This window comes from Alkaliphilus crotonatoxidans, from assembly GCF_054658015.1.
The window spans coordinates 602,683-627,160 of the sequence record NZ_BAAHXS010000004.1 but is presented as its reverse complement, the minus strand read 5'-3'; the positions used below and the strand labels follow the sequence as shown (position 1 = coordinate 627,160).

Sequence of the window (24,478 nt, the reverse complement as noted above, 5' to 3'; positions counted from 1 at the left end):
GCCTCCTAAAAATTATAATGGGAAAGGGTTTTAAAAACATAGCCCTGATCCTGAAGATATTCTATGATTGCCGGTAAGGCGTCGGCCGTTGTTTTCTTAGCATTGGCGTCATGCATTAAAATGACAGCCTGCTTTTTGTTTTGCAGGGTTTCCTTCACCCTTTGCAGTAGCCTTTGGGGGGAAACCTTTTGGGCTTCTGCATCGCCATTTACTACATTCCAATCAATGATATTGTAGCCTGCTGCTGTTGCAGCCTCTCTAAAGGGTTTTCGGCTCTCTCCGAAGGAACCCCCTGGAAATCGAATAATGTTGGATTGATACCCATCAACCAGTATACTGCTCAATGTTTCGTCGGCCTGTCGAAGCTCATCTAAAAAGCTCTGGGGGTCAGCATAGACTTTTTTGTAGTCATGGGTGTAGGTGTGATTGCAAATTAGATGACCCTCCTCTTGAATCCTCCGCAGCAGCTCCGGTTGAGCCTCTGCCAGGTTGCCGATAACGAAAAAGGTTGCTTGAATATTGTATTCCTTCAAAGTGTCTAAAATACGGGGTGTTACCCGTGGTGAAGGGCCATCATCAAAGGTAAGGTATGCCACCTTTTGATTTTCGTCAACCACTATGGGAGCTTTAGGTTCCTCTTGTACAGGGGGCTTCTCTGTATCTACCACCACTACCTCAGAGTCATGATCCACATCTTCATCAGCTGGTTCTGGGTCGATATTTGATGATTGTGACGTTTCGGCCTCAACGACAATTTCCTTAGTAAGGGGAAGCATTGTTCGAAGACCAATTAAGCCCGTAAAGATTATTGTTAGTAGAATGATGCTGAAAATTAGCCTTAAATAACGTTTCATGTTTCATCTCCTCATTTCTTGTCTTTATAATCCAATCTTAACGCTTTTGTACACGAATTAATTTACAAATCAATTAAAATAGATTACGAAAATATTAAGGTTTGCCAATGGGCATAATTAAAACTGGTGGCAGCAAAAAAACTATAGTACAATAGCCTTGAAAGCAAAATGAGGTGATTAAGATGGCATCAGAGCAAAGAAGGGTGCTGATAGTGGAGGATGAAGCTTCCATTAGAAAGTTCCTGGCAATTAATTTAAATAGAAGTGGTTTTCATGTCATAGAGTGTGAAAGCGGAGAAGAGGGCCTTGAAGAGGCGGTAAGGCAGGCCCCGGAAGTGGCAATCTTAGATGTGATGCTCCCTGGTATTGATGGATTCGAGGTATGCCAGAGAATGAGAAGCCTGATACCAGAGGCTGTCATTATCATGCTTACGGCCAAGGGACAGGATATGGACAAAATTATGGGCCTTGAGCTGGGGGCCGACGATTATATGGTCAAGCCCTTTAATCCCCTGGAGCTGGTTGCCCGAATTAATGCAAATTTAAGGAAAATAAACAGGCCTAAGACCTCCACCGGGGATTATATTCAGTTTAAGGAAATCAAAATGGATTTAAAGGGTCAGCGATTTTTTCGCGGCACCACAGAAATCGAGCTGACCCCAACAGAGTTTGCCATTATGAAGGTGTTGATGGAGAGCCCTGGAAAGGCCTTTAGCCGGGATGAGATATTAAACCTGGTGTGGGGAGAGAACTATTTTGGAGACATGAAGACCGTCGATGTCCATGTCAGAAGAATTCGGGAGAAAATTGAGTATAATCCCTCCATTCCTCAATTCGTAGAGACGGTTTGGGGCTACGGTTATCGCCTTCGAGGGGGCGAACATCAATGAAAAGCATTAAGAGAAGGCTGGTTGTCAATTTTGTTTTTATTATTGTTATTACAGTGGTTATATTAGAAGTGTTTTTAATTACCAGCATCAGGCAATATTATTATAAAAATTTGGAGGGGGCACTGTTTAATCAAATTCAAGTATCAGCAGACCTGTACCACCGGTATTTTTCAGATGCCAGCCTGGAGGAAAACATACTGAACAATGTTGACACCTTTTGGAAGCAGACCACTGCCCAGGTACAAATCATTGATTTAGAGGGAAGGGTATTGATGGATTCCATCGGAGTTATACCCAATGTGGTGGATCAGGCGGAGGATGTGAAAAGGGCCCTTAAGGGGGAAAAGGGAAGATGGATCGGACAGGTGTCATATGACACAGAAGGGGTGATGGCTGTTTCGTATCCACTGATTTCAGGAGATAAACAGGTGGGGGTTTTGCGCTTTATTGCCTCCCTTAGGGAAGTAAACAGAGACATTGAGAAAATAGCCTATGTATTCATTGCCTTTGGGGGGGTGGTCATCTTATTAACCGGCCTGGTGAGTGTGGTTTTGGCCAACACCATTGTGGGCCCTCTGAAGGAGGTTACCGATACAGCCGAAAAAATGGCCCGGGGAGATTACCAGGTTCAAAGTCGCAAAAAAAGTGATGATGAAATCGGAAAGCTGTCAGACACATTAAATTATATGGCCAAGGAGATCGTAAAGAAGGATCAGCTCAAAAATGAGTTTATATCCTCTGTATCCCATGAATTAAGAACCCCCCTTACCTCCATTAAGGGATGGGCCGTTACCCTAAAGCAAGACCATAAAGATGGCCAAATCTTAGCAGATGGCCTGGAAATCATCGAAAAAGAAAGTGATCGGCTGACCCTGATGGTGGAGGAGCTGCTGGATTTTTCAAGATTTGTCTCTGGGAAGGTGACCCTAGAAATAAAGCCGGTGAATTTAGCTCAAATTTTCACCCATATTGAGAAGCAGTTAACCCCCAGGGCCCACAGGGAGCAGGTGGAATTTAAGGTAAGTGTAGATTCCTTTCCATCGGTCTATACAGATGAAAACAGGCTCAAGCAGGTATTGATCAACATATTAGACAATGCCTTTAAATTCACTCCCCCCGGGGGAACCGTTATTATGGAGGCCAGATGGCGGTCGAACAACCTGGTGATTGAAATAAGCGATACAGGCTGTGGAATTCCGCCAGAGGAGCTTCCAAAGGTAAAGGAGAAATTTTATAAAGGTAAAACCAGTAAATCTAAAAATGGTATTGGACTTTCCATTACAGATGAAATCATTCATACCATGAAGGGGAGCTTAGACATACAAAGTGAAGTGGAGCAGGGCACCAGGGTAACGGTGACACTGCCCCTACAGGAGGTTGTTTAGGTGAAGAAACTAAAAATACTATTGCTTTTACTAATTATGATTAATCTGTTAGTTGGTTGTGCCGCCACAGCCAATGACCTTTCCCAGCAAATTGTACCCCCCAATAATGCCGCTATTTCCATCAAAGGTACCTGGGAGATTACAGAGGTCTTAAACCATCAGCAACAATCTATTGATCCAGAAGGGGTAGAAGAATGGGTTGGCAAAGAGGTTCAATTTGATAACCAGGCAGTGGCCATTGGTGAAGAGCTGATCCGAAACCCCCGCTATCAGGTGAAGCAAGTGAATCAAAGGGAGTATCTATTGTACCATTATAAGGCCTTTCCGGCGGATTTTAGATTTAAAAACAAAGAAATAGAGGTTATTACCATTATTGATCAGGAGCTCTTTTATTGTGAAGTCATTCAGGAGGATACCGATAAACTGGTGCTTAAAATTTACAATGATAGCTTTTTGCTGGAAAAAGTATCTGAAACTGTAGACGAAAATCTATTGAAAGGGCCGGTGGAGTCTTTAGCTTCAACGGATGAACCGGAGGAGACGGAAGGGTTAATCCGTACCGGCGTTATAATTGGTCTTCGGCAGGAGAAGGAAAAGTCACAGGATCAAATCGAGTATGACTACCGAACCCTTTGGATTAACTCACAAAACCGGGACTTAAATCCTCCAATAGAAATGGAAGAGCTGCTTTTTCCCAGAAGAAGCGGGTTTTGGAGATTAAGTGTTGATCTTATTGAAAAATATAATTATCGGGAGGACTATTTTTCCGCCAATCAAATTTTAACTAGAGAGGTTCCTAAAATTCAAGTGGCTGGAGCCATAGAGCCTGAGCAGGACACAAGGAAGGATTGGCTTATTGAAAGGAAAATTAATTATATTGGGAATGATTATGTTTCTATAGAAGAGGAGGTTACCTTCACCACAACCCAGCAGAATACTAGGGTTGATTCAAGATTGAAGCTGATTCCCATAGACAGCCTTTATAATAATAAGGCTGTCAGCATAGAAGATCTATTGGGGAAAGCTGGTATCGAGGCCTTGGAGGAGGGACTACAGCAGGCGATGGAAGGAATCCCTCAGGAGGCAAATGTCTCATTGGATTCTGGGTACACCAATTTTGGTCTGGAAAGAAGGCTGGGGCACTGGTTTTTCAAGGGAAGATTAAATTATGAAATTAATGGAGAGTATTATTCAAAGGACTACAACATTAATCTAATTCCTCCCCCAAAGCTTGTTGTCTATGATGATCTAAGTATTACCTGGACCCATGTAAAGGACAAGGTACCCAGTGCCATTGATGTCTACACCTCACCCAACGAAGAGCTTGCCCTGGTGGTAACCAAGAACGAGCTGCTGGTCTACGGAATCGTCGCCGGCCGATTGCAGAAGGAACCCCTGGAGCGAATTCCATTAAGGGAAAACGAAACAATAATCATGGCTGAATGGGCTACGGGCCCCTATGTAGAAATCTGGGAAAGAAATATCGGCAGCTATTTGCAGTTTATTCAATTGGACAAGGAGCTGGGGGAATTATATAACAAATCAAGTCCTTAAGAGGGCATAGCTTGTGCTATGCCCTTAATATTCTTAATGTATTGACAAAAATTGGATTGAGAGATAAAATTATTTTGAAAATCAAATTAAATTATGCAGGCAAAGGGAAGGGGGACATTGCCTTGGAAAAACAACAATATTTTCAGGAGCCTGTTGTATCTGTCATTACACGGCGCAGTTCTGTTAGAAACTATCAAAAAAAACCAGTTTCAGATGAGCTAAAGATAAAGATTAATAATTTTTTAAAGGAAAACCAACAAGGTCCCCTGGGGAACCAGGTAAGGTTATTTCTTTTAGATAATCAAGAAATCATAGAAAAAACAGGGGGGAAAATCGGTACATACGGTGTCATTAAAGGAGCCACCACCTATATTGGTGCGGCAGTAGAGAAAAAAGAAGATGCCCTGGTGGATTTAGGATATGTAATGGAAAAGGTAATTCTTTACTGTACGTCGCTAGGACTGGGTACCTGCTGGCTTGGAGGTACCTTTAAGCGGAGCGGCTTTGCCCAGGCGGCGGGCTTAAAGGAAAATGAAATATTGCCAGCAGTAACTCCCGTTGGCTATTCAACCGGAAGAAAAGGGGTAGTAGACAGACTGATTCGTGCAGCAGCAGGATCAAGTCAACGGAAGGCCTGGGAGGAGCTTTTTTTCTTTAAGAACCTTACAGAGCCCTTAGATAAGCAGCAGGCCGGCATATTTTCAGAGGCCCTTGAAATGGTCAGGTTGGGGCCATCAGCTTCCAATAAACAGCCCTGGCGAATTGTCATGGAGGAGGGGAAGCTTCACTTCTATTTACAGGCCGCCAAGGGTTATGGAAAGGGACTGGGTTTTTCTATACAAAAAATTGACGTGGGAATTGCCATGTGTCATCTGGAAATGACCCTTAAGGAATCGGGAATAGAGGGCATATGGAATATCACTTCTACCCGTGAAGACATTCAAGCCAATGGCGATATCAGTTATATAATCAGCTTTATACAAAATATGGTAGACTAGAAGATTCTAGTCTACCATATTTTTAATAACTAGTATTTTCTTTTTAGTCTTCTCTTCACGTTAACAGTTTTAATCGGTGTTTTCTTAGTGGCAATTGTCAGAATTTCAAGCAGAACCACTGGTTTTAGGCATACTATATCGCAATGGCAGGCTTCTTTAATCAATACATCAACGCATTTAATTTTCTTGACAACTACCTTAGCCTTTAATGAATCAAAGTCGACATCTTTACAATGTTTTTTATGGGGGAATGAAACGAATTTCTTGAATTCAAGCACACGCTTCAAGAAGCTCTTTTCCTTATAGCCATTAATAAATTCAATGGTTATATGATATCTAACAACAACGATCCAACCCTTTTTCTTTGGAAATGCGAAGGCCTTAGCATCAATTAATTTAGCATCACAGCATAGAACCTTTTTAACATTGGCTCGAACCTTAATAGTTTGAATGTCCTTGTCGATTTGTTTATCTTTAAATTTAATGGCATCAGCCAATACTTCAACGAAGTTAACCTTTTTTCCAAAGTCTTCTGGGCCGCACTTTGAATCATGCTCAAAGTCATAATCCTTGCCATCCCATTTATCGTCTTTTTCATCTTCCCAGTCATAATCCTTAACTATATCATCAATGGCATCTTCCCAGTCAGAGACCTTTTCATACTCATCATAGTCTTCGTCGTAGTAAAAGTCGTCTTCTTTTTTATCTCTGTCGTCCTTTTCACGCTTTTTGTCACGATCTTTGCAATAGGAATCCTCTTCTTCATATTTGTCATCATGACAGCCACAGTTTTTATCCCATTTTTCATCATCATATTTGTCAGAATAGATATCATCTTTTTCTATTTCTTTCATAATATCATCCAGATTCACATTTACACCTCCTAGGATAAATTAGGGTTTAGGTTTACTCCCACTACATATTATGTGGAAGGCCTTAATTGAGTACTGTATTTTTTATGGTTCTTCTGGGTTATTTTTTTACGATTATTTACCTTAGAATGGTCATGGCCATTAGCTGGCTTTTCCTGGTGGGGGTCATGACAATGACATGGAACCACCTGAAGGGGCCGCATCATATCGTGATCTTCATGCTCCAGGATGTGGCAATGCCACACATAATCCCCTGCTTGACTAAAGTGGGCAATAATTCGAGTAACCTGACCTGCTGTGGCCCTGACCACATCCTTCCAGCCCCTTTCACTTTCCAAGGGTGCAATGGGGGCCCCTGTATATTTGATTTCCCCTGTGGAATTATAATGGTCTACATCAAAGGGAATACGGTCTAAAATTTGAAATTGAACCAGATGTAAATGCATGGGATGGGGAAAGGCAGTCAGGTTTACAAAGCTCCATATTTCTATGGAATCTAAGAAGGGCTTTTCCGTAGCCGGGTCATGCCACATGTGATTATTCAAAAGCAGCATCGGGCGTCCGAAGCGGTCGGTGGAGCCGCTTAATGTCAGAAATCTCTCTTTGGTGGCCATCTGGGGCATGATCGGGTCTATATGGTATAATTCATTTGGAATTTCACTGGTATCTTTACCCTTAAGGGGCAGCAGTACTTTGAATTCCATCACCTGGGATGTGTGGGGATCATCAATATCATTTATCAGCCTAATAGACTGTCCCCTGAACCTTGAAAAGTCAATGATAATGTCGGCTCGTTCAGCTGGGTCAAGATTAAGGGTCTTTAATGAAACCGGCTGACTCATCAGGCCGCCGTCGGTACCGATTTGATAAAAGTCCTGGTCATTGGAAAGCTTAAGGGTATAGGACCTGGTGTTGGAGGCATTCAACAGTCTGAAGCGATACCTTCTGGGCTCCACCTTTAGACGAGGCCATACCTTTCCGTTAACCACAATGGTATTTCCCAGAAAGGCAGGAACCACCGAAGGATTGACAGGGGTGGGAAAGGGAGGCTGTGAAGGATAAAATAGCGAGCCATCACTGTTAAAGGACTTGTCTTGAATCATCAATGGAATTTCATATTCCCCTGAAGGCAGCTTTAACCTGGGCTCTAATCGATCACGAATTAAATAGAAGCCTGCTAAACCTGCATAAACATTTAATCGAGTAATCCCCATGGTATGGTCGTGGTACCATAACGTTGCCGCCTGTTGATGATTTGTATATCGATAAATATTACTGACAAATTTATGTCCTGTTGTTCGTAAATCCCTGGTAAACCATGCATCAGGGTGGCCGTCACTGTCTGAATCAATATAGGCGCCATGTAGATGTACCACTGTTCTGACCTCAGGGGTATCCATAGTACTGTGGAGGGTTCGGTCGATAGGCAAAAAATGTCTGAGGGGAAGCTGATTCACCCATCTGACGACAACCTCTTCATCCCGCATAGTCGAAATGGTGGGCCCTGGGCTAATTCCCCCATAGCCCCAAATGAAGGTTTTGGGAAAGCACCGGTGAAATCTGTGCATGGCTGCCTTCATTTCAATTTGATAATAAGACCTGCTATGCACCCTTGCCCTGGGCTTCAAGACGGGGGGAATCGTTAGTTCATCAACAAATTTCGGAATTGTATCGGGATTAGCAGGATCAACCTTGATTCGAGGCCTAGTTAATTCACTAGCCCTGGTCGAGCCTTTGATTTCCTTAGACATACCATTCACGCTCCATCTTAATACATTTTATAGATGCCGGAAGATATATTTTTTCACTATACTATATGAGGCAGCTAAAGAGGTGTCACTAAAATTTAAAATATCAGGGCAGGAAAATATTCCTTAATTAGAGAAGTATAAAGGCAGCCTAATCATTTTAATAAAGTTCCGAAGGGCAGGATAGAAAAGATGAAAAAATCCGAAGAAATTTACGTCAAAAGAGTCAATAGATATGAAGTCAGAGCTAAAAGACAGGCCAGGCTCATTAATCAAATTGTCCGGTTGAGGTTGGTGGTGGGTCTCATCACCGTAGCCCTGGCAATTTTGCTGGAGAATAGAAGAACAAGCTATCCTCTGTGGGGAATGTTGATCGTTGCTTTAATTGCTTTTATTGTACTGATTTATCAACACCAGAAGAATAAGAAAAGGCTTGAGAAAAGCAAGTATCTAAAGGAAATCAATGAATGTCATCTGAAAAGAATTCAAGGAGGCTGGCAGCAGTTTCCCCAGAGGGGCGATGAGTTCCTTGAGGCTATTCACCCCTACAGTAACGACCTGGATGTTTTTGGTCAGGGCTCCTTATTCCAGTGGATCAATAGCTGTGGTACCCAGGCTGGAAAAAGGCGATTGGCTCGGTTTTTTACAGAGGATTCTCCGAACCACGAGATGATAAAGGAAAGGCAGCAGGCCATTCAAGAGCTGGCGAAAAGGCGATGGTGGCGCCAGCGGCTGCAACTTGAAGGGAAATATATTCAAAATGAGCCGGAATTAAATGAGCTGATTCAATGGGGAAGAGAAAGGAATCAGTTTTATTGTCGGAAAGATGTTCAATTTTTTGTTAAGGCCTTACCCATCATCACCATTGCCAGTGGGGCTTTAGCGCTAGTACAGGTGATTAGCCCCGGGATCTTCATCCTTTTATTGCTGCTGCATTTGATACTATTAATGGCTGATATATCCAAACGAAATCGTACCTTAAGTCTGGCCTACAGGTTCAAGGTTCAAATTAGAATTTACAGAAAAATTTTAGATCATTTTGAAGGCAGTACTTTTTCCTCTGATCATATCAATGAACTAAAAGGTAGCTTAAAAAATCAAATGGGCATTACAGCCCGGGGGCAACTGACAAGACTGGAAAAAATAGTAGATCAGGTTGCCAATCGCAACAATATGGCTTTTTTTCCTATTAACCTGCTTACCCTCTGGGATTACCAGTGTACTGTAGCCCTTGAAAAATGGAGGCAGCAGTCAGGGGAATCCATAGGCCAGTGGCTGTCGGTGATTGGTGAGGTTGAGGCCCTTTCAAGCCTTGCCACCATTCCCCATGATTACCCTCAATGGGCCATACCCAATATTGTCGGTGAGCCTTCGGTATTTTCTGCCCAGAGCCTGGGGCATCCCCTTTTGACCAACCGGCAGGTTGTTAATGATGTGGCTTTCGATGCGCCTGCCCAGGTGCTTTTAATTACAGGCTCCAATATGTCGGGAAAAAGCACCCTTCTACGAACCATCGGTGTGAATCTGGTTTTGGCCTATGCAGGGGCCCCCATTTGCGGCAAGGCCCTCACCTCATCAGGCTTCAGGCTCTATACCTGTATGCGGGTCAGTGATAATCTGGAAAAAAGCATATCCTCCTTTTACGCTGAGCTAATGAGAATTAGAGAAATCGTTGAAGCCGCCAAGGGGCAGGGACAAGTACTGTTTATGCTTGACGAGATTTTTAAAGGAACCAACTCCCATGACCGACACCTGGGGGCCAGACTTCTAATTAAGCAGCTCATTCAATACAATGGTCTGGGCCTGGTCTCAACCCACGACCTAGAGCTGGCTGACCTAGAGCAGGAAAGCAGTGGTAAGGTAAAAAACTATCACTTTCAAGAAACCTATCAAGGTAATGAAATCAAGTTTGATTATCGACTTAGACCAGGGGTGTCGACTACCCGAAATGCCCTATACCTGATGAAGCTGGCAGGGGTAGAGATAGAAGTATCACCTGAAATATACCGATGAAGAAGGAGGCACCATTCATTGAATAAAAGAAAAAATACTTCAAAACTCCAATCACCCATTCTTCCTCCCAATATTCCCCTCATGCTATGCCCTGGTGTTCTTCAAAGCCATGATGTACTGGAAGGGGGCCTAATCGCCGATTGTGAGATGGCGTCCATCACGGCTGAGGGGGTTACCTTTAATCAGATGATCTTTAAGAATGTAGTATTCAAGGACGTATCCTTAAAAATGGCCGATATAACCGATGTACGCTTTGAGGGCTGCGACCTGTCAAATGTTGATCTATCGGGTGCCATTATTCATCGGGTAGAATTCGTTAATTGTCGGATGGTGGGTACCAGCCTTAGCGAGGCCACAATTCATAATGGCCTGTTTCAAGCCATAAGGGGCGAGTATGGTTTTTTTCGCTTTCTAAGGGCCAAGGCCGTTGGATTTCGGGAATGTCAGCTTAAACAGTCAGATTTTCAAAGGGCCACCCTTTCAAAGGTCATCTTTGAAAATTGCGATTTAACCCAGGCCCAGTTTTCCTTCGTACCCCTGGAGGGAATGGACCTAAGCAGCTGTGAAATTGCCGGCCTTGGGGTTAGGCTGGAGGACCTGAAGGGTCTTATGGTTTCTCATCTACAGGCATTGGAATTATCCAGGATGATGGGGATTAAAATTAAGGAGTAGTTAAAATTAGAGCACGGTATCATTTTTTATGTTGTAAGGCAATAGACTTGAAGCAATGGAAAAATTGATATATAATTAAGTTGGAAATATATTACTTATAGGAGGTGGGCATGTTGAAAACTAAAAAGTCAGCAAAGCAAATCATTAAGAAGGTACAGGAGGTAATGCCATTTGAGCTACAAAAAGGGCGAAGATGTATTGCCGGCCCACCTCTTACGAGAGGTACAAAAATACATTAATGGAGCTTTAATCTATATTCCCAGGGCTGGCAAAAGGGCAGGCTGGGGCCGTTTAAACGGCTCCAGGGAAGCCATCAAGAAGCGTAATGAAGAAATTAGGGCCCTTTTTCAAAAGGGTCACGATGTTGAAAAATTGGCAGCACAGGTTCATTTAAGTGTAGAATCTGTCAAGAAAATTGTTTATGGGAAAAATCAATTATAATTAAATCCTTCCTATCAATTTTGTTTTAAGTGTGGCAAAATAAACTTGACCGGTCAATAATCAGGAAGGGAGATGATCAATTTGAAAATAGAGGTGGCTGTAATTTAATACGGCAATAACCCAATAATGGATGCCTTTGGCATCCATTATCTTTGTCTTTTTTTGGAATCGGTGGCCTTCTGGGCTGGAATTTCCGGCGGCGGTGACGGGGGACCTGCCAAGGGATGGCGGGGGGCATGAACCACCGTAATACTGTTAAGCAGTACCTCTCTTTCAATCACACGGTTATTTTCATCAAACTTTTCTCTGATTTCTGCCCTGGGTACTACCACCGTGACCTCGTGGGGAATTTCGGGATCGGTAATTCGGGTCATTTTAATGAGTAGTCCGGGCAATTCCACCTGAATGGAATCATTTTGGGGTGGTCTATATTGAAAGCGTGCTAATAATCCTTTAAAAGACATTATACTCCCTCCTATACACCAGTCTATTCCCCAGGACAGCACTGAGTGAGGAATTGAAATTTTAAATGGAAGGGTGTATGATTGATAAAATAAGGTAAACATTACAAATAAGAGGAGGTGAGTCCCGTTGTATCGAATTATGATTGTAGAGGATGATCAAAAGCTGGCGGCCATAATTGATAAATCCCTAAGAAAATATGGCTACGAACCCATTTTGGTCAAGGAGTTTGCAGAGGTGGGCAAGGCCTTTCTTCAAATTAAGCCCCATCTGGTTTTAATGGATATTAACCTGCCCTATTACGACGGCTTCTATTGGTGCCGAGATATTCGGGTTCATTCCAAGGTACCGATTATTTTTATATCTGCCCGGGACTCAGACATGGATCAGGTGATGGCCATAGAAAATGGAGCAGATGACTATATTACCAAGCCCTTTTCCCATGATTTGCTGCTGGCAAAGGTGAAGGGCGTACTCCGCAGGGTCTATGGAGAGTACGCAGAAAATGATCAACTGGATGTTTTTGAGGTAGAAGGCCTATACCTGTATAAAAATTTCAATAAGGTCAGCTTCCAGGGAAAGGAAATAGAGTTAAGCAATAAGGAATTTTTACTGTTATACACCTTATTACAGCAGGTAAACCAAATTGTATCAAGGGAAAAGCTGCTTCAGATCCTTTGGAGCGATACCGATTTTGTCGATGACAATACGCTGTCAGTGAATATTACCAGGCTCCGGAAACGGTTAGAGGAGCTGGGAATTCAGGATGCCATCGAAACCAAGCGGGGGCAGGGCTATCAGCTTTTGAAGGTATGGAATGGTGCAAGGGGGCAAAAAAATGAATTTTAAGGCCTTTTTAAAGGATCGTATGGGCTATGGAATCATGTATTTGTTTAATACCCTGTTGATTATTTTGGTAATGAACCTGACCCTGATATTACATGATAGGGAATTGCCACGGGAAAATATAGGGTATGCCTTTATCCTATCGGGGGTACTCCTATGTATATATTTAGCCTTTGAATATTTTAGATCAAGGCCCTTCTACAGGGCTTTAAATAAGGTGGCTGGCTCCAATGACCTAAAGGCTTTATTGAGTCTTTCAGAAGTAACCAGCCAGGAACATCTGCTTTACAAACAAGCCTTTTTAAGTTCCTATCGGCTGTATGAAGATTCCCTTTCAAAATATCAAGATAATCATAAAATGTATACTATATTAATTAACCAATGGGTTCACCAGATGAAAACCCCCATTTCTGTGATCCAATTGCTGCTTGAGGATGATCACGGTGATCATCACGAAATACGGGAGAGTATATTAGAGGAGACCCAGCGAATATCCCATGGGTTAGAGATTATGCTATTTCATGCTCGCCTTAATCAATTTAGTTTAGATTTTTATGTTGAGCCGGTAGACTTGGTTGCTTTAAGCCGTAGTGTGGTCAATGAGCATAAAACCGCCCTGATTAAATACTCCCTTTTTCCTAGAGTTGTAGCAGAAGCCCAGGAAGTAGTGGAAACCGATAAAAAATGGATTCGCTTTGTCATCAATCAAATCTTTGTCAATGCCATTAAATATTCTAAGGCAGCAGAAAAGATTAATCAGTATATTACAATAACCATTAAGAGGGAGCCCAATCGAGCTATTCTGACCGTCAGTGATGAGGGAATCGGTATTCCGAAAGAAGATCTTTCTAGGGTATTTGAACCTTTCTTTACGGGGAAAAATGGTAGAAGGACGGCAGAATCAACGGGAATGGGCATGTATTTATCAAAGCGGGTCTGCGATGAGCTGGGCCATAAGCTCTTTGTTGAATCCAGAGAAGGGATGGGTACCAGCTTTTCAATCCTATTTTACAGGGGAAAAAATCTTTTTAATCTGACAAATTTGTAAGATTATGATTGAATAATGAAAGGGAAATCGATAGGATGATTTCTCTATTTTTTTTTATAATAAATAAGAAATCACTTTTATAAAGGAGGAACTACAGGATGCCTATATTAAAAGCGCAAAATATATCTAAGATTTATGGTAATACCAAAAGCGGCCAGGCAGTTAAGGCCTTGAATAAGTTTAATATTTCCATAGAAAATGGGGAGTTTGTTGGCGTCATGGGGCCATCAGGCAGCGGAAAAACCACCTTGCTGAATATATTGGCCACCATAGACAGTCCCTCGTCAGGAGACATCTTTATCAACGGAACCAATCCCATGGAGCTGGGCGAAAGGGATACGGCCCTTTTCAGAAGAAGAGAGCTGGGATTTATTTTTCAGGACTTTAATTTGTTGGATACCTTATCGGTGAAGGAGAACATTATCCTTCCCCTGGTATTGGAAAAAAGGAAGAAAAAGGATATAGAAAGGGCACTGGACGATATTGCTGACCTGCTTAATATTAAGGATATACTTCACAAGCGGCCCTACGAGATATCGGGAGGACAGCAGCAGCGGGCTGCCTGCGGCAGAGCCTTAATTCACCAGCCATCAATAATCTTAGCCGATGAACCAACGGGTAATTTAGACTCAAAGGCCTCCCACGATGTGATGGAATCTTTAAGGAGCTTAAATGAGGAAAGGCAGGCGACTATTATGATGGTAACCCACGATCCCTTTGCCGCCAGCTTTTGTCATCGTATCGTCATGATTAAAGACGGTAGCTTCTTTTTGGAAATAGTCAAGGGGCAGAACCGTCAGGCCTTTTTCCAGGAAATTATTGATTCCCTTTCACTGTTAGGAGGTAATTACAATGACCTTGCGTGAGATTGCCTTTAAAAATATTAAAGGGAACTTTAATAAATACCTGATGTATTTATTGAGTAATACCCTGGTGGTGATGGTGTTTTTCATCTTTGCCAACTTCATCTTTAATCCTGAAATTGCATCGGTTGAAAGTATGGGAACCAGGGGGGCGTTGGCTGCAAGGGCCATGCTTTTATGTGAATATGTCATCATCATTTTTAGCCTTTTCTTTACTTCCTATTCCATTTCCAGCTTTTTAAAATCAAGGGAAAAGGAATTTGGGCTATTGTCCCTCTTTGGCTTAACCAAGGGGCAAATCAGAAGCTTTGTGATCTATGAAAACCTGATTATTTCATCTATATCCATTGTTTCAGGGCTTCTTTTGGGGATTCTTTTTTCAAGACTGTTTTTTATGGCTGTTTCTGCTATTTTATATTTTGACTCTGCCACGCCTTTTATTATTTCAACCAAGGCCATCGTGGTAACAGCAGTAGCCTTTTTAGTCCTGTTTCAGGGAGTAAGCTTTATTGCTGCCCTTAGAATCAAAAACAGTAATATTGCCGGTCTTTTAAAGGGAGCCAGGGTACCCAAGAAGGAACCTAATTTTTCAGTTTTTAAGGCAATCCTTGCGATATTGTTTATTGCCATAGGCTATGGTATGGCCTTTTTTTCAGGAGTTGCCATATTTTTCACCATGTTTCCCATCCTTTTTTTTACGGTAACGGGTACCTATTTTTTATTCTCCCAGTTTAGCGTTTTTTTCTCTAAAAGACTGAAGAAAAATGAAGGTCTTTACTATAATGGGATTAATATGCTAACCCTTTCCCAAATCATTTATAAAATTAAGGATAATGCTACCATCCTTTTTATAGTCGCTGTACTGGGGGCAGTTACCCTGACGGCCTCGGCAACGGTATATTCTTACCAACAGAGCCTAAAGGTCGGATTAGAGAAGAATTATCCCCAGAATATAAGCTATGTTGAGGTGGGGGAAGATACCCACGAAGTGCTGCCGGCAGGAACCGTTGAAAGGGTATTGGAAGCCCATGGTCATGAGCTAGATTTTTATAATCGTACACTAATGATTCCGGCCCAAAATGCTCGAGAAATGAGTCAGGAAGAGATGACAGAAGCCAATCAGCAATATGCCCTTTCCAACTTTAACGATTTTTATTTAATTTCAAATAGTGAATACAACAGGCTGGCTGAAAAATATGGAAGAAAGCAGGTTGAGCTTCAGGCAGGAGAAGTATTTGTCAATTCCTATCATTTTGTAATTGGCGAATATGTAGAAACCTTTCAGGAGGAAGAATTGACATTGAGGGTAAAGGAAGAGGAAATACCCTTCAGGCTGGCAGGGCAGATCAATGGCAGTGTATTAAATGCCGATTTGAGCAATACCAATGTAGCTGTTATCAGTGACCAGGATTTTGACCGGCTTATCAGTCAAATCCCTCAGCAGGAAAGACTGGTGTATTACGGCTATAATATTAAAAACTGGCAGCGGGCTGAGGCAGCTGTAGTTGAAATTGCCTCTATGGTATCTGAGGGATCAAATAGCTTCCAGCAGCAAATAACCGATTTCGTAGCCATCATGCAAGGTGCTGCTATTCTGCTCTTTATAGGAAGCTTTATTTCAATTTTATTCTTTATTGCCACAGGCAGTATTATCTATTTTAAAATGTTTAATGAGCTCTATCAAGATCGGCAGCAGTTTATTTCATTGAGGCGAATTGGAATTACCAATGGCGAAACAAAGAAAATTATATCTAATCAAACCTTTATTATTTTCTTTCTTCCCTTCCTGGTAAGCTTTATCCATTCTGCCTTTGCCATTAAAACCTTAAGCGATTTACTATTTACAAACTTAACATTCTATTATTTAACCATTGCAGGTATTTATTTGGGGCTTCAAACCCTTTATTATTTCTTTGCAAAGTATATGTATGTCAGACAAGTTAAAAGAATTTTGATATAGGGAGGGCCGTAGGGCTCTCCTTTTTTAAATATGAAGTTTCCTATATATTTACAAATTACGACATCAAGTTTGCCAATCATTATGATAAAATGGGCCTGAAGAATATGGAACTAAAAGGGGGAATCAAGTTGAAAGGGAGTGAAAAATTTATTCAACAATGGGGTAAAACCCGAAAAAAGGGACAAATGAGATATGTATTAATTTGGAGCATATTAATGGCATTGGGGATCTTTACAGGCTCTGTTCTTGGTAGCCTCTTAAACAAAGGTCCATACTTTATTGAGAATCTACTTTATGTCAATGGACCTTATTTTTTAGGTGGACTGGTTGGTGGAGCCATTGGGGCCTTGGGAAAATGGAGCATGAACGAAGAAAAATACAATCATTTAGTCAACAAAAATAATGAATAAGAGGTTCGATACCAGTAAGAATTCTTATTGATAGTTCAGAACAAGCAAATAATTTATTTTAAAACCCCTGGTAAAGATAAATTTTAGCGGTCAAATTTTATGTATACTTAACAAAAATTAAATACTTGGATTATTTAGAGCTTTGTCGCCCTCAAGTACAAAATCCAGTCAATGGAGGAAATCATGCCAGGGGCCCTTTCTTTATTACAGAATAAACGTCTCCGTACTCATGAATACCTATGAAATGACTTTTTTTGGATAAAATGAAATCATAGTTCCTCACTTTAATAAAGATCCGGACAATCCGAGCTACCTTAGTAAAGGTGGCACTGCGTTTCACGGTATCAATTACCCTTTCATTCTCCTTAGTAGATACAGACAGATCAAAAACAGTTCAGATAATGTCAGAGCAATAAGAATTCTAGCAATAACTATATCAATTTAATATTATCAGAAATATTAGAATAGTTATGAATTTAAAAGAATTTATGAGTTATTTCAGGGTAATTTATTCTTATAAAAGCCGAGAAGGATTGAGTTATATATTATTATTTTGTTATAATCAATTAAATTAAACAATCAATACCATTTATTCCTTTTTTAATAATGTATGGAAAAAATTTAAAATTATAGATTTATATAACAAAACACCAATATAAAAGGAGTGTGATATTTATTGTTAATTAAAAACCAAGTATTATATTAAAGAAGAGAAAATTAAACAAGGGAGGAAATTTTATGAAAAAAGTTACAGCATTAGTAGTTTTGTTTGTTATGTTAACCATCATGCCTTTATATGCAGCTTCATCAGACAACTATTCAATTGAAAGTGGAAGCCAGGTACATATAATAAATGTAATGGGTGAAACATCCATATATCATCATAGTCAAGACTGGAATAAAATCATAAATCTTGAGGCAATGAATTCATTTGATTTAGTTTCTTATACTCAAGATGAATCTAATATAGTAAAAGTAAATGGAATAGAAAGTGCTACAATTGAAGAAGGAAAAATAGAAAAAAATACTGAAATTAGACCAATGAGGCGAGATTATATTGCTGAGGAGGATTCCTTTTATGATGCAAGTGAATTTACGAAATATTTAGGCGCTTCTTACAAGAATCTACGTTTCAATAACGTACTAATTGCATTAACTAAAGCTGTTATAGTAGCTACATTGTTGACGGTCTTAAAGGTAAAAGGACTTGCTAACCTTATTGCGACGCTCGTTATTACAGGGCTTGATGCTTCTTTACAAGATTCTTCTGCATTATACTATATTGAACATAAATGGAACCATGAATATTTAGGATCATTAGCCCAGAGAATTAAAAGAGATTTTTATTTCTTTGAAGATTATACTAGATATATTGAATCTGTAGTAGAGCATTCTATATTTGTCTAGATAAGACGTAATTTTAAATCTAAAATATAGTGCATAAAAGCACTATATTTTAGATTTAAAAACTACAAAAACAGGAGGCAGAAAAGATGGGAGTTAAGGGACTGCTTGTACTTGCAATTTTTACAGTAATAAATTATTTAATTATTATATTGTTACTAAAGAATTGGATTAAAAAAACAATTAAGAAGTCAACGGGTGTTTGGTGGGGGTATGCATTAATTCTTATCGGAATTGCCATTATGTCTCAATGGAGATTTTCATTATTGGAGCATGGAATAATAGGTTTCTATATAAATATGTATATAGCGTCACTATTTTTTTCTTTTTGTTTTGCAATTGCATATATTACCGATAGAAAAGGAAAGATACGATGAAAAGAAAAATATACATAATAGTGGTTACTGCATTTATTTTAATTGTATTATTGGGTGGAATTTATATCATAAATTGCAAAAATATAGAGGGAAACTTATTTGTAGTCAATATAGATAATAGTTTTGGTATTATTGATGAAGCTGGTAAATATATATTAAAGCCTTATTATCATTTCATTGATAGTAACTATGAAGAATACTCTAGAGTAATGCATTTTTCTAAATGGGGATTTATTGATTCAAAAGGAAAAATTAAAATACCTATTAAATATGATTATGTTTTGAGCTTTTCAGAGGGTTATGCAGCAATTAAGCAGGAAAATAAATGGGGATTTATTAATAATAAAGGAGAAATGGTTATTCAACCTATCTATGATTATGTTTCTCCTTTTAGGAATGGCATTGCTGTGGTAGCACTAGATAACAAACATTTATTCATTGATAAGGAAGGTAATGTATTATTTGACAAGGTTTATGCATATGCAAGAAACTTTTCAGAAGGAAAAGCCTTTGTACAGGATGATAAAACACTTATAACAAGTTTTATTGATTCAAATGGTGAAGAATTGATCTCTCTTAATTCAAATGTTGCTGCTAGTGATTTTAATGAATCAAGGTCAATTATAAAATATCCCAATATTAATGGAGAGATTAGATGGAAAATAATTGATGAAAATTTTAAATCAATCTATGAGGACCTTGATGTAGTGACAAATTATAAAGATGGAGTAGCATTTTATGGCGTTAAGGGTATTGATGGGATAATTAAATGGGGGCTTATTGATAAAGACGGTAATAAAATTACAGAAGCAAATTTTTGTGACGCGAATATTAATTCAGATGGATATTATGGTGCTTCAATAGAAGTATCTACAAATGAGATAAAATGGGGATTTATCAATAAGCAAGGTGAATTCACTATAGATCCTATATATGACTTTGTTGGTAGTTTTTATAAAGAATTTGGTATTGTGTGTGAGTCTACATCTGAAGGTGAAAAATGGGGTGTTATCGATATTTCCGGAAATAACATCTTAGAGATTAAATTTGATATGATATATCCACTATTTACAAATCAATAATTTTGAATATTAGAGAAAAACCCCTGGAAAGAATACATCTCCAGGGGTTTGAATATATGCGGCCAACATAGGTCGATAACTTTAGGGTAAAACCCTGCCAACGCTGCCAAAATTTAAGGGGTAAATAATATAGAAAAAATGATAGACAAGGGGCATTAATCTACAAATTACGACATCAGTTTGCCAATCATTATGATAAAATGGGCCTGAAGAAATGGAATTCAAGGAGAACGGAGGAGGCCTATGAAGCTCTTTCTAAGAATATTCTGCTGTGCATTTGCTGTTTTTACAGTGATTTTTTTCATTCTGGGGGGCTATTTCTATAATATATACGATGCCATCAAGGTAGAGGTAGAGGTGGCCATGCCGGATGATTTTGAATTCATTTCCGATGACGGCAATCAAAACACGGAACGGCTAAATATCTTGTTTCTAGGGGTGGCGGAATATTCCCTCTCTGATACCATTATTTTGGCCAGCTACTGCCCGGTAAAGAAGCAGGTAGATTTAATCAGCATTCCCCGGGATACTTATTTCCATAGGGAAGGGTACAATAGTGCCCAGCAGAAAAAAATCAATGCCGCCCATACAGTCAGGGAAAATAAAGGCCAATCTTCCATGGATGCCGTGTCGAAGCTGATGAATATGCCGGTTCACGGGTATGTTAAGCTAGACTATACAGCAGTAGAGAAAATAGTTGATGTGGTAGGGCCGATTGAGGTAGAGGTAACAGAAAGAATGTATTATCGTGATCCTAAGGATACACCCCCGCTACTCATTGATTTTAAGCCAGGAATTCATCGGCTAAATGGAAAAAAGGCAGTAGAATATTTAAGGTACCGTGACCCTTTGTTAGCCGATATCGGAAGAATACAGCGGCAGCAGGACTTCGTTTTAAAGGTGATTAAAAATTCAATGTCCCTTACTAAAATTCCTAAAATTGCAGAGGTGGCTAAGGAGTATACCGAAACCAGCATTGAAATATCAGAAATGCTTAAATTAACTCCCATATTTTTAAGCATGAATGAAGAAGACTTCATTACCCACACCATAGGGGGAGAAGGAAAAACGATAAATGGTGTAAGCTATTACATACCAGATTATGAAGAGATAAGAAAATTAGTCAGGCAATTGTATGAATAAATGCACTTTTGAAGGTAACTAATAACAAATAAGAAGGTGATAAGTATAAAATTATTATTTATCTGCAGCCGCAATAAATGGCGTAGTCTGACGGCAGAAAGGGTCTTTAGTGAATACGGATATGAGGTACGATCAGCAGGAACGGAAGCTAAGGCTAGAATAAAGGTAACCGAAGGACATATTGGTTGGGCTGACCTAATCTTTGTGATGGAAAAAAAGCATTTGAGAAGACTAAAGAATCAATTTCCAATCAAATTACAGAACAAACAAATAATCTGCCTAAATATACCGGATGAATACGTCTATATGGATGAAGAATTGATAGAGATTTTAATTTCCAGGGTTTCGGAATATATTGATGTTTTAAATGAATAATTACAAAACCCCTGGAAAGGATAGGCCTCCAGGGGTTCAATTTTATGGTATATTATTTAACAACAATTAAATCCTTGGTAAAATGATTTAATACCTCGCAGCCTTCCTCCGTTACCAAGACCAAATCCTCTATACGAACACCAAATTCCCCAGGCAGATAAATACCGGGTTCAATGGAGAAAATCATGCCAGGGGCTAATTTTTCCTCATTAACAGAAGATACATCTCCGTATTCATGAACATCAATACCGATGGAATGACCTGTTCGGTGGGTAAAATATTGGCCATAGCCCCTTGCTTCAATAAAGCTCCGAGCCCCACGATCCACCTCGGCAAAGGTTGCACCGGGTTTTACGGCAGCAATGGCCCTTTCATTGGCCTCCCGTACAATTTCATAGACCTCTCTGGCCTTGGCAGATACAGACCGATAAAAAACAGTTCGGGTCATATCAGAGCAGTAGGAATTTTTTTTGCAGCCAATATCAATAACTATGCTGTCTCCCTCCTTCAGCAGGCTGTCATCAGTTTCATGATGTGGGTCTGAACCGTTGGGGCCATAGGCAACAATGGGCGAGAAGGAATGGCCTTCGGCCCCAAGGGAATGATAGATGTTCGTTAGCATTTCAGTCATGGATTTCTCGTCCCGCTCGGCAGTCAAGGCGGCAATCAGCTCCTCCATGGCACGGTCGTTCAGCCTTGAAGCCTCCTTCATCAGTATAATTTCTGAAGAATCCTTTATCATCCTTACTCCATCAATTAAGGGAGAACCATTAACATAGCAAAGGGGCCTTTTTTCCATCAGGGCCAACAAGAATCCCGCCGACCAGCTTTTATCAATTCCCACCTGTCCCTCGCCGGTAAGAAGCTTACTTAGCAGCTCAATGGCATCTTCACCGTCTCGATACCAGATTTTTTCCACGCCTAAATCCTCAGGGGCGGGAAATAAGGAATTAATTAAAAAATGGTGGCCGCCATCAGCACTTAATAATAGAACAATTAAGCGTTCCTGAGGATGAAACCATTTTCCGGTAAAATAAAAAATATTCGATGGGTCGGCTACAACCATGTGGGCGACGTGATGGTGCCTCATTTTTTCCAATAGGGCGGCTCTTCTGGCTGAATACATTAAAATCCCTCCTGTCTAAATATTGGTTAATCATATCTACTAACTGTAATAATGTTTTATATAATAAAAAGACTTCTTATTAACACAGAAATTATTATAAATCCTGTTAGATAGAAGTCTTACTATATTAGATAATTATTTTGACCTTGAAGTTTAATTTCCTGATGCTCTACTCCCCCGGTGAGGTTGTCGACCTTAATATTTAATTCTTGAATTCCTTCAGCATTTTGCTTATAGCCATCATATAAGGCCTTATGGTTATCATCCATTTTATGCTCAATTCTTATAATATCTTGCTTAATTTCTACAATATCTTGCCTTACCTCATTAACGCCTTGCTTTAGTCCGTTTACTTCTTGTTTTACTCCGTTTATGTCTATTCTTATTTCCTTTATTTCACCATTGATATTATCAATTTTTCCGCTTAAATCTACATACATTTTTTCCAGTGAATTAAAGACTTTTTCATCCATACGATCAACCCCCCTTTAATTATATTTTATCATAGTATTATCCTAATAGAATATCAAATTTAAAATTATTCATTTATCTCCTATAGTCTTAAGAGCGCAAAAATAGCATAAATATTTTGCTCCTTGTGGAAGTACCTGGAAAATGATATGATATTATAAGGGAATATTTAACTATATTTGGGTATAGGACAAGGAGCTAATCAATATGGAGGTAATTATTATTCCACTTCTTTTCGTAGCAATGGCTGGAGTCTTTTTTAAGGGGCAGCTAAAAAAGGTCAACTCAATTAAAATACTCCTGTTGGGGATAGAGTGTACCATTTTAGGGGCAGTTTTTTATATTGGGGGGCCCTTTAATTTCTATGTAGGGATTTATGGGGCATCAATGTACCTCATGACAACCGGCTTTTTTGTTAGCCTATTAGGCTTTTTGATTGGAAATAACCAGTCTTAAGAAACTACATCAGGAGGGATTCTATGAAAAAGACAAGGATAATTGTGGTTTTAATCATGATTCTGGCGTTAACAGGGTTAACAGGGTGTTCCAGAGAAGCCGCCAACGATATACAATATAATAGCTCCAATACTGCAAACGGAGCAATGTTTGACACCGACGGGCAAAATCTGTATATAGCCCTCAATGGTATTTATCGATTTGATAAAAATCTTCAAAGCCAAGATACAGTGACAGCGGAAGGTTTCGTAACACTGGTTTTGGATGGTGACTGGATCATTAGCAGGATAAATTCCGGTCATAGCAGGGGGATATACATATTAAAAAAAGACGGTACTAACCTTGAACAGCTTTCAGATATACCTGGAGCTTACCTTAACAAGACAGGTGAAAACCTTTATTTTGTTCATGATGGCATATATCAATTAAATGTTGAGACCCGAGACATTGAAAAGCTGTCAGAGGATGATGCACAATTTTTAAGTTTCTATCAAAATCAACTCTTTTACAGTAATGCAGCCGATGAGGGTAGAATTTATCGATTCCCCCTGGATACCTTAAAACCCCATCAATTAACCCAGGAGGCTGCCACCTTTATGGTAATGGAGGGTGAGTGGATATATTACAGTACCGATGGAGCCCTTTATCGGATCAAAGACGATGGCAGTGGAAAGGAGGTCGTACAGGACAATTTTGAAGCCATTGTAACGAGCATGGCGGTAAAGGATGAAATCGTTTATTTTAGTGTTAGAGATGTGGCGGCCGGCGGATGGAGGCTATACAGAGCGGCACCCCAGGAAGATCTCGAGCTTTTGCACGAAACTCGTAATCAAATCAGTAATCTGCATTTAATCAATGACTATTTGCTCTACCGGGAGTCTACCAATCTTCACTGGATTAACCTGGCCAATGGTGAAAAAGGAATTTTAGAGGGAATAAATTGACAACCGCTGTCAAATACTATAAAATAACTAAAAACAAGTGAGTGTACCTAAGGCTTTATACAGGCTGAGCGGTACAGGGAACAC

The 24,478-nt window shown here is 39.9% G+C and carries 25 protein-coding genes; 19 read left to right on the top strand and 6 right to left on the bottom strand.

Going from position 1 to position 24,478, the window contains the following annotated elements; translation table 11 throughout:
• Positions 1-5: 5 nt before the first annotated feature.
• Positions 6-854, bottom strand: coding sequence for a polysaccharide deacetylase family protein (locus tag ACYQ1I_RS05515; RefSeq protein WP_459763174.1), 849 nt, complete (start codon positions 852-854; stop codon positions 6-8).
• Positions 855-1,036: 182 nt separating this feature from the next.
• On the opposite strand from ACYQ1I_RS05515, the gene ACYQ1I_RS05510 reads away from it, so the two are divergent.
• From ACYQ1I_RS05510 to ACYQ1I_RS05495, 4 genes are all read left to right on the top strand, one after another.
• Positions 1,037-1,744, top strand: coding sequence for a response regulator transcription factor (locus ACYQ1I_RS05510; protein WP_459763172.1), 708 nt, complete (start codon positions 1,037-1,039; stop codon positions 1,742-1,744).
• Entirely contained in the window at positions 1,741-3,129 is a 1,389-nt protein-coding gene (locus ACYQ1I_RS05505) for a HAMP domain-containing sensor histidine kinase (protein ID WP_459763170.1), read from the top strand. Before ACYQ1I_RS05510 ends, ACYQ1I_RS05505 begins: the two co-directional genes overlap by 4 nt.
• Positions 3,130-4,683 (top strand): hypothetical protein, encoded by a 1,554-nt coding sequence (locus ACYQ1I_RS05500; protein ID WP_459763168.1) that lies wholly within the window; start codon positions 3,130-3,132, stop codon positions 4,681-4,683.
• A 122-nt stretch (positions 4,684-4,805) separates the two neighbouring features.
• On the top strand, positions 4,806-5,681 hold the full coding sequence (locus ACYQ1I_RS05495) for a nitroreductase family protein (RefSeq protein WP_459763166.1): 876 nt from the start codon (positions 4,806-4,808) through the stop codon (positions 5,679-5,681).
• Between the two features lie 29 nt (positions 5,682-5,710).
• Here ACYQ1I_RS05495 and ACYQ1I_RS05490 read toward each other — a convergent pair whose 3' ends face one another.
• A complete protein-coding gene (locus ACYQ1I_RS05490) occupies positions 5,711-6,553 on the bottom strand; it encodes a hypothetical protein (protein ID WP_459763164.1) in 843 nt (280 codons plus the stop codon).
• A gap of 50 nt (positions 6,554-6,603) precedes the next feature.
• Entirely contained in the window at positions 6,604-8,304 is a 1,701-nt protein-coding gene (locus tag ACYQ1I_RS05485) for a multicopper oxidase family protein (RefSeq protein WP_459763162.1), read from the bottom strand.
• Between the two features lie 189 nt (positions 8,305-8,493).
• Between ACYQ1I_RS05485 and ACYQ1I_RS05480 the strand changes: the two genes are divergently transcribed.
• The 3 genes from ACYQ1I_RS05480 (at position 8,494) to ACYQ1I_RS05470 (ending at position 11,427) form a co-directional block, all read left to right on the top strand.
• Positions 8,494-10,314 carry a MutS family DNA mismatch repair protein gene (locus ACYQ1I_RS05480; RefSeq protein ID WP_459763160.1) on the top strand — a complete coding sequence of 607 codons (1,821 nt, stop codon included), beginning with the start codon at positions 8,494-8,496 and terminating at the stop codon, positions 10,312-10,314.
• Between the two features lie 18 nt (positions 10,315-10,332).
• The gene (locus ACYQ1I_RS05475; RefSeq protein ID WP_459763158.1) at positions 10,333-10,986 is read left to right on the top strand and encodes a pentapeptide repeat-containing protein; all 654 of its coding nucleotides are present in this window, start codon (positions 10,333-10,335) and stop codon (positions 10,984-10,986) included.
• A gap of 171 nt (positions 10,987-11,157) precedes the next feature.
• Entirely contained in the window at positions 11,158-11,427 is a 270-nt protein-coding gene (locus ACYQ1I_RS05470) for a CD3324 family protein (protein WP_459763156.1), read from the top strand.
• 146 nt (positions 11,428-11,573) lie between these two features.
• Here the strand turns inward: ACYQ1I_RS05470 and ACYQ1I_RS05465 are convergent, their stop codons facing one another.
• Positions 11,574-11,891, bottom strand: coding sequence for a hypothetical protein (locus ACYQ1I_RS05465; RefSeq protein ID WP_459763154.1), 318 nt, complete (start codon positions 11,889-11,891; stop codon positions 11,574-11,576).
• A 127-nt stretch (positions 11,892-12,018) separates the two neighbouring features.
• Here ACYQ1I_RS05465 and ACYQ1I_RS05460 point away from each other — a divergent pair, with 127 nt between their 5' ends.
• The 10 genes from ACYQ1I_RS05460 (at position 12,019) to ACYQ1I_RS05415 (ending at position 21,397) form a co-directional block, all read left to right on the top strand.
• Entirely contained in the window at positions 12,019-12,738 is a 720-nt protein-coding gene (locus tag ACYQ1I_RS05460) for a response regulator transcription factor (RefSeq protein WP_459763152.1), read from the top strand.
• Positions 12,728-13,783, top strand: coding sequence for a sensor histidine kinase (locus tag ACYQ1I_RS05455; RefSeq protein WP_459763150.1), 1,056 nt, complete (start codon positions 12,728-12,730; stop codon positions 13,781-13,783). Before ACYQ1I_RS05460 ends, ACYQ1I_RS05455 begins: the two co-directional genes overlap by 11 nt.
• Before the next feature lie 98 nt (positions 13,784-13,881).
• Positions 13,882-14,649, top strand: a complete 768-nt coding sequence (locus tag ACYQ1I_RS05450) for an ABC transporter ATP-binding protein (protein ID WP_459763148.1) — start codon at positions 13,882-13,884, stop codon at positions 14,647-14,649.
• Positions 14,636-16,606, top strand: coding sequence for an ABC transporter permease (locus tag ACYQ1I_RS05445; RefSeq protein ID WP_459763146.1), 1,971 nt, complete (start codon positions 14,636-14,638; stop codon positions 16,604-16,606). Before ACYQ1I_RS05450 ends, ACYQ1I_RS05445 begins: the two co-directional genes overlap by 14 nt.
• Positions 16,607-16,734: 128 nt before the next feature.
• Entirely contained in the window at positions 16,735-17,016 is a 282-nt protein-coding gene (locus ACYQ1I_RS05440; protein WP_459763144.1) for a hypothetical protein, read from the top strand.
• 738 nt (positions 17,017-17,754) lie between these two features.
• A complete protein-coding gene (locus ACYQ1I_RS05435) occupies positions 17,755-18,423 on the top strand; it encodes a hypothetical protein (protein WP_459763142.1) in 669 nt (222 codons plus the stop codon).
• Positions 18,424-18,509: 86 nt separating this feature from the next.
• Positions 18,510-18,797, top strand: a complete 288-nt coding sequence (locus tag ACYQ1I_RS05430) for a hypothetical protein (RefSeq protein ID WP_459763140.1) — start codon at positions 18,510-18,512, stop codon at positions 18,795-18,797.
• Positions 18,794-19,879, top strand: coding sequence for a WG repeat-containing protein (locus ACYQ1I_RS05425; RefSeq protein ID WP_459763138.1), 1,086 nt, complete (start codon positions 18,794-18,796; stop codon positions 19,877-19,879). The genes ACYQ1I_RS05430 and ACYQ1I_RS05425 overlap by 4 nt, the downstream gene beginning before the upstream one ends.
• A gap of 243 nt (positions 19,880-20,122) precedes the next feature.
• Positions 20,123-21,022 (top strand): LCP family protein, encoded by a 900-nt coding sequence (locus tag ACYQ1I_RS05420; protein ID WP_459763136.1) that lies wholly within the window; start codon positions 20,123-20,125, stop codon positions 21,020-21,022.
• Between the two features lie 36 nt (positions 21,023-21,058).
• Positions 21,059-21,397, top strand: a complete 339-nt coding sequence (locus ACYQ1I_RS05415) for a low molecular weight protein tyrosine phosphatase family protein (protein WP_459763134.1) — start codon at positions 21,059-21,061, stop codon at positions 21,395-21,397.
• Positions 21,398-21,449: 52 nt separating this feature from the next.
• Here ACYQ1I_RS05415 and ACYQ1I_RS05410 read toward each other — a convergent pair whose 3' ends face one another.
• Both ACYQ1I_RS05410 and ACYQ1I_RS05405 read right to left on the bottom strand, forming a co-directional pair.
• Positions 21,450-22,523 (bottom strand): M24 family metallopeptidase, encoded by a 1,074-nt coding sequence (locus ACYQ1I_RS05410; RefSeq protein ID WP_459763132.1) that lies wholly within the window; start codon positions 22,521-22,523, stop codon positions 21,450-21,452.
• Between the two features lie 122 nt (positions 22,524-22,645).
• On the bottom strand, positions 22,646-22,996 hold the full coding sequence (locus ACYQ1I_RS05405; protein WP_459763131.1) for a hypothetical protein: 351 nt from the start codon (positions 22,994-22,996) through the stop codon (positions 22,646-22,648).
• Between the two features lie 205 nt (positions 22,997-23,201).
• Between ACYQ1I_RS05405 and ACYQ1I_RS05400 the strand changes: the two genes are divergently transcribed.
• Together ACYQ1I_RS05400 and ACYQ1I_RS05395 are read left to right on the top strand one after the other, a co-directional pair.
• Complete coding sequence (locus ACYQ1I_RS05400; RefSeq protein WP_459763129.1) at positions 23,202-23,450, top strand: hypothetical protein; 249 nt, start codon at positions 23,202-23,204, stop codon at positions 23,448-23,450.
• Between the two features lie 23 nt (positions 23,451-23,473).
• Positions 23,474-24,394 carry a DUF5050 domain-containing protein gene (locus tag ACYQ1I_RS05395; RefSeq protein WP_459763127.1) on the top strand — a complete coding sequence of 307 codons (921 nt, stop codon included), beginning with the start codon at positions 23,474-23,476 and terminating at the stop codon, positions 24,392-24,394.
• Positions 24,395-24,478: the final 84 nt, after the last annotated feature.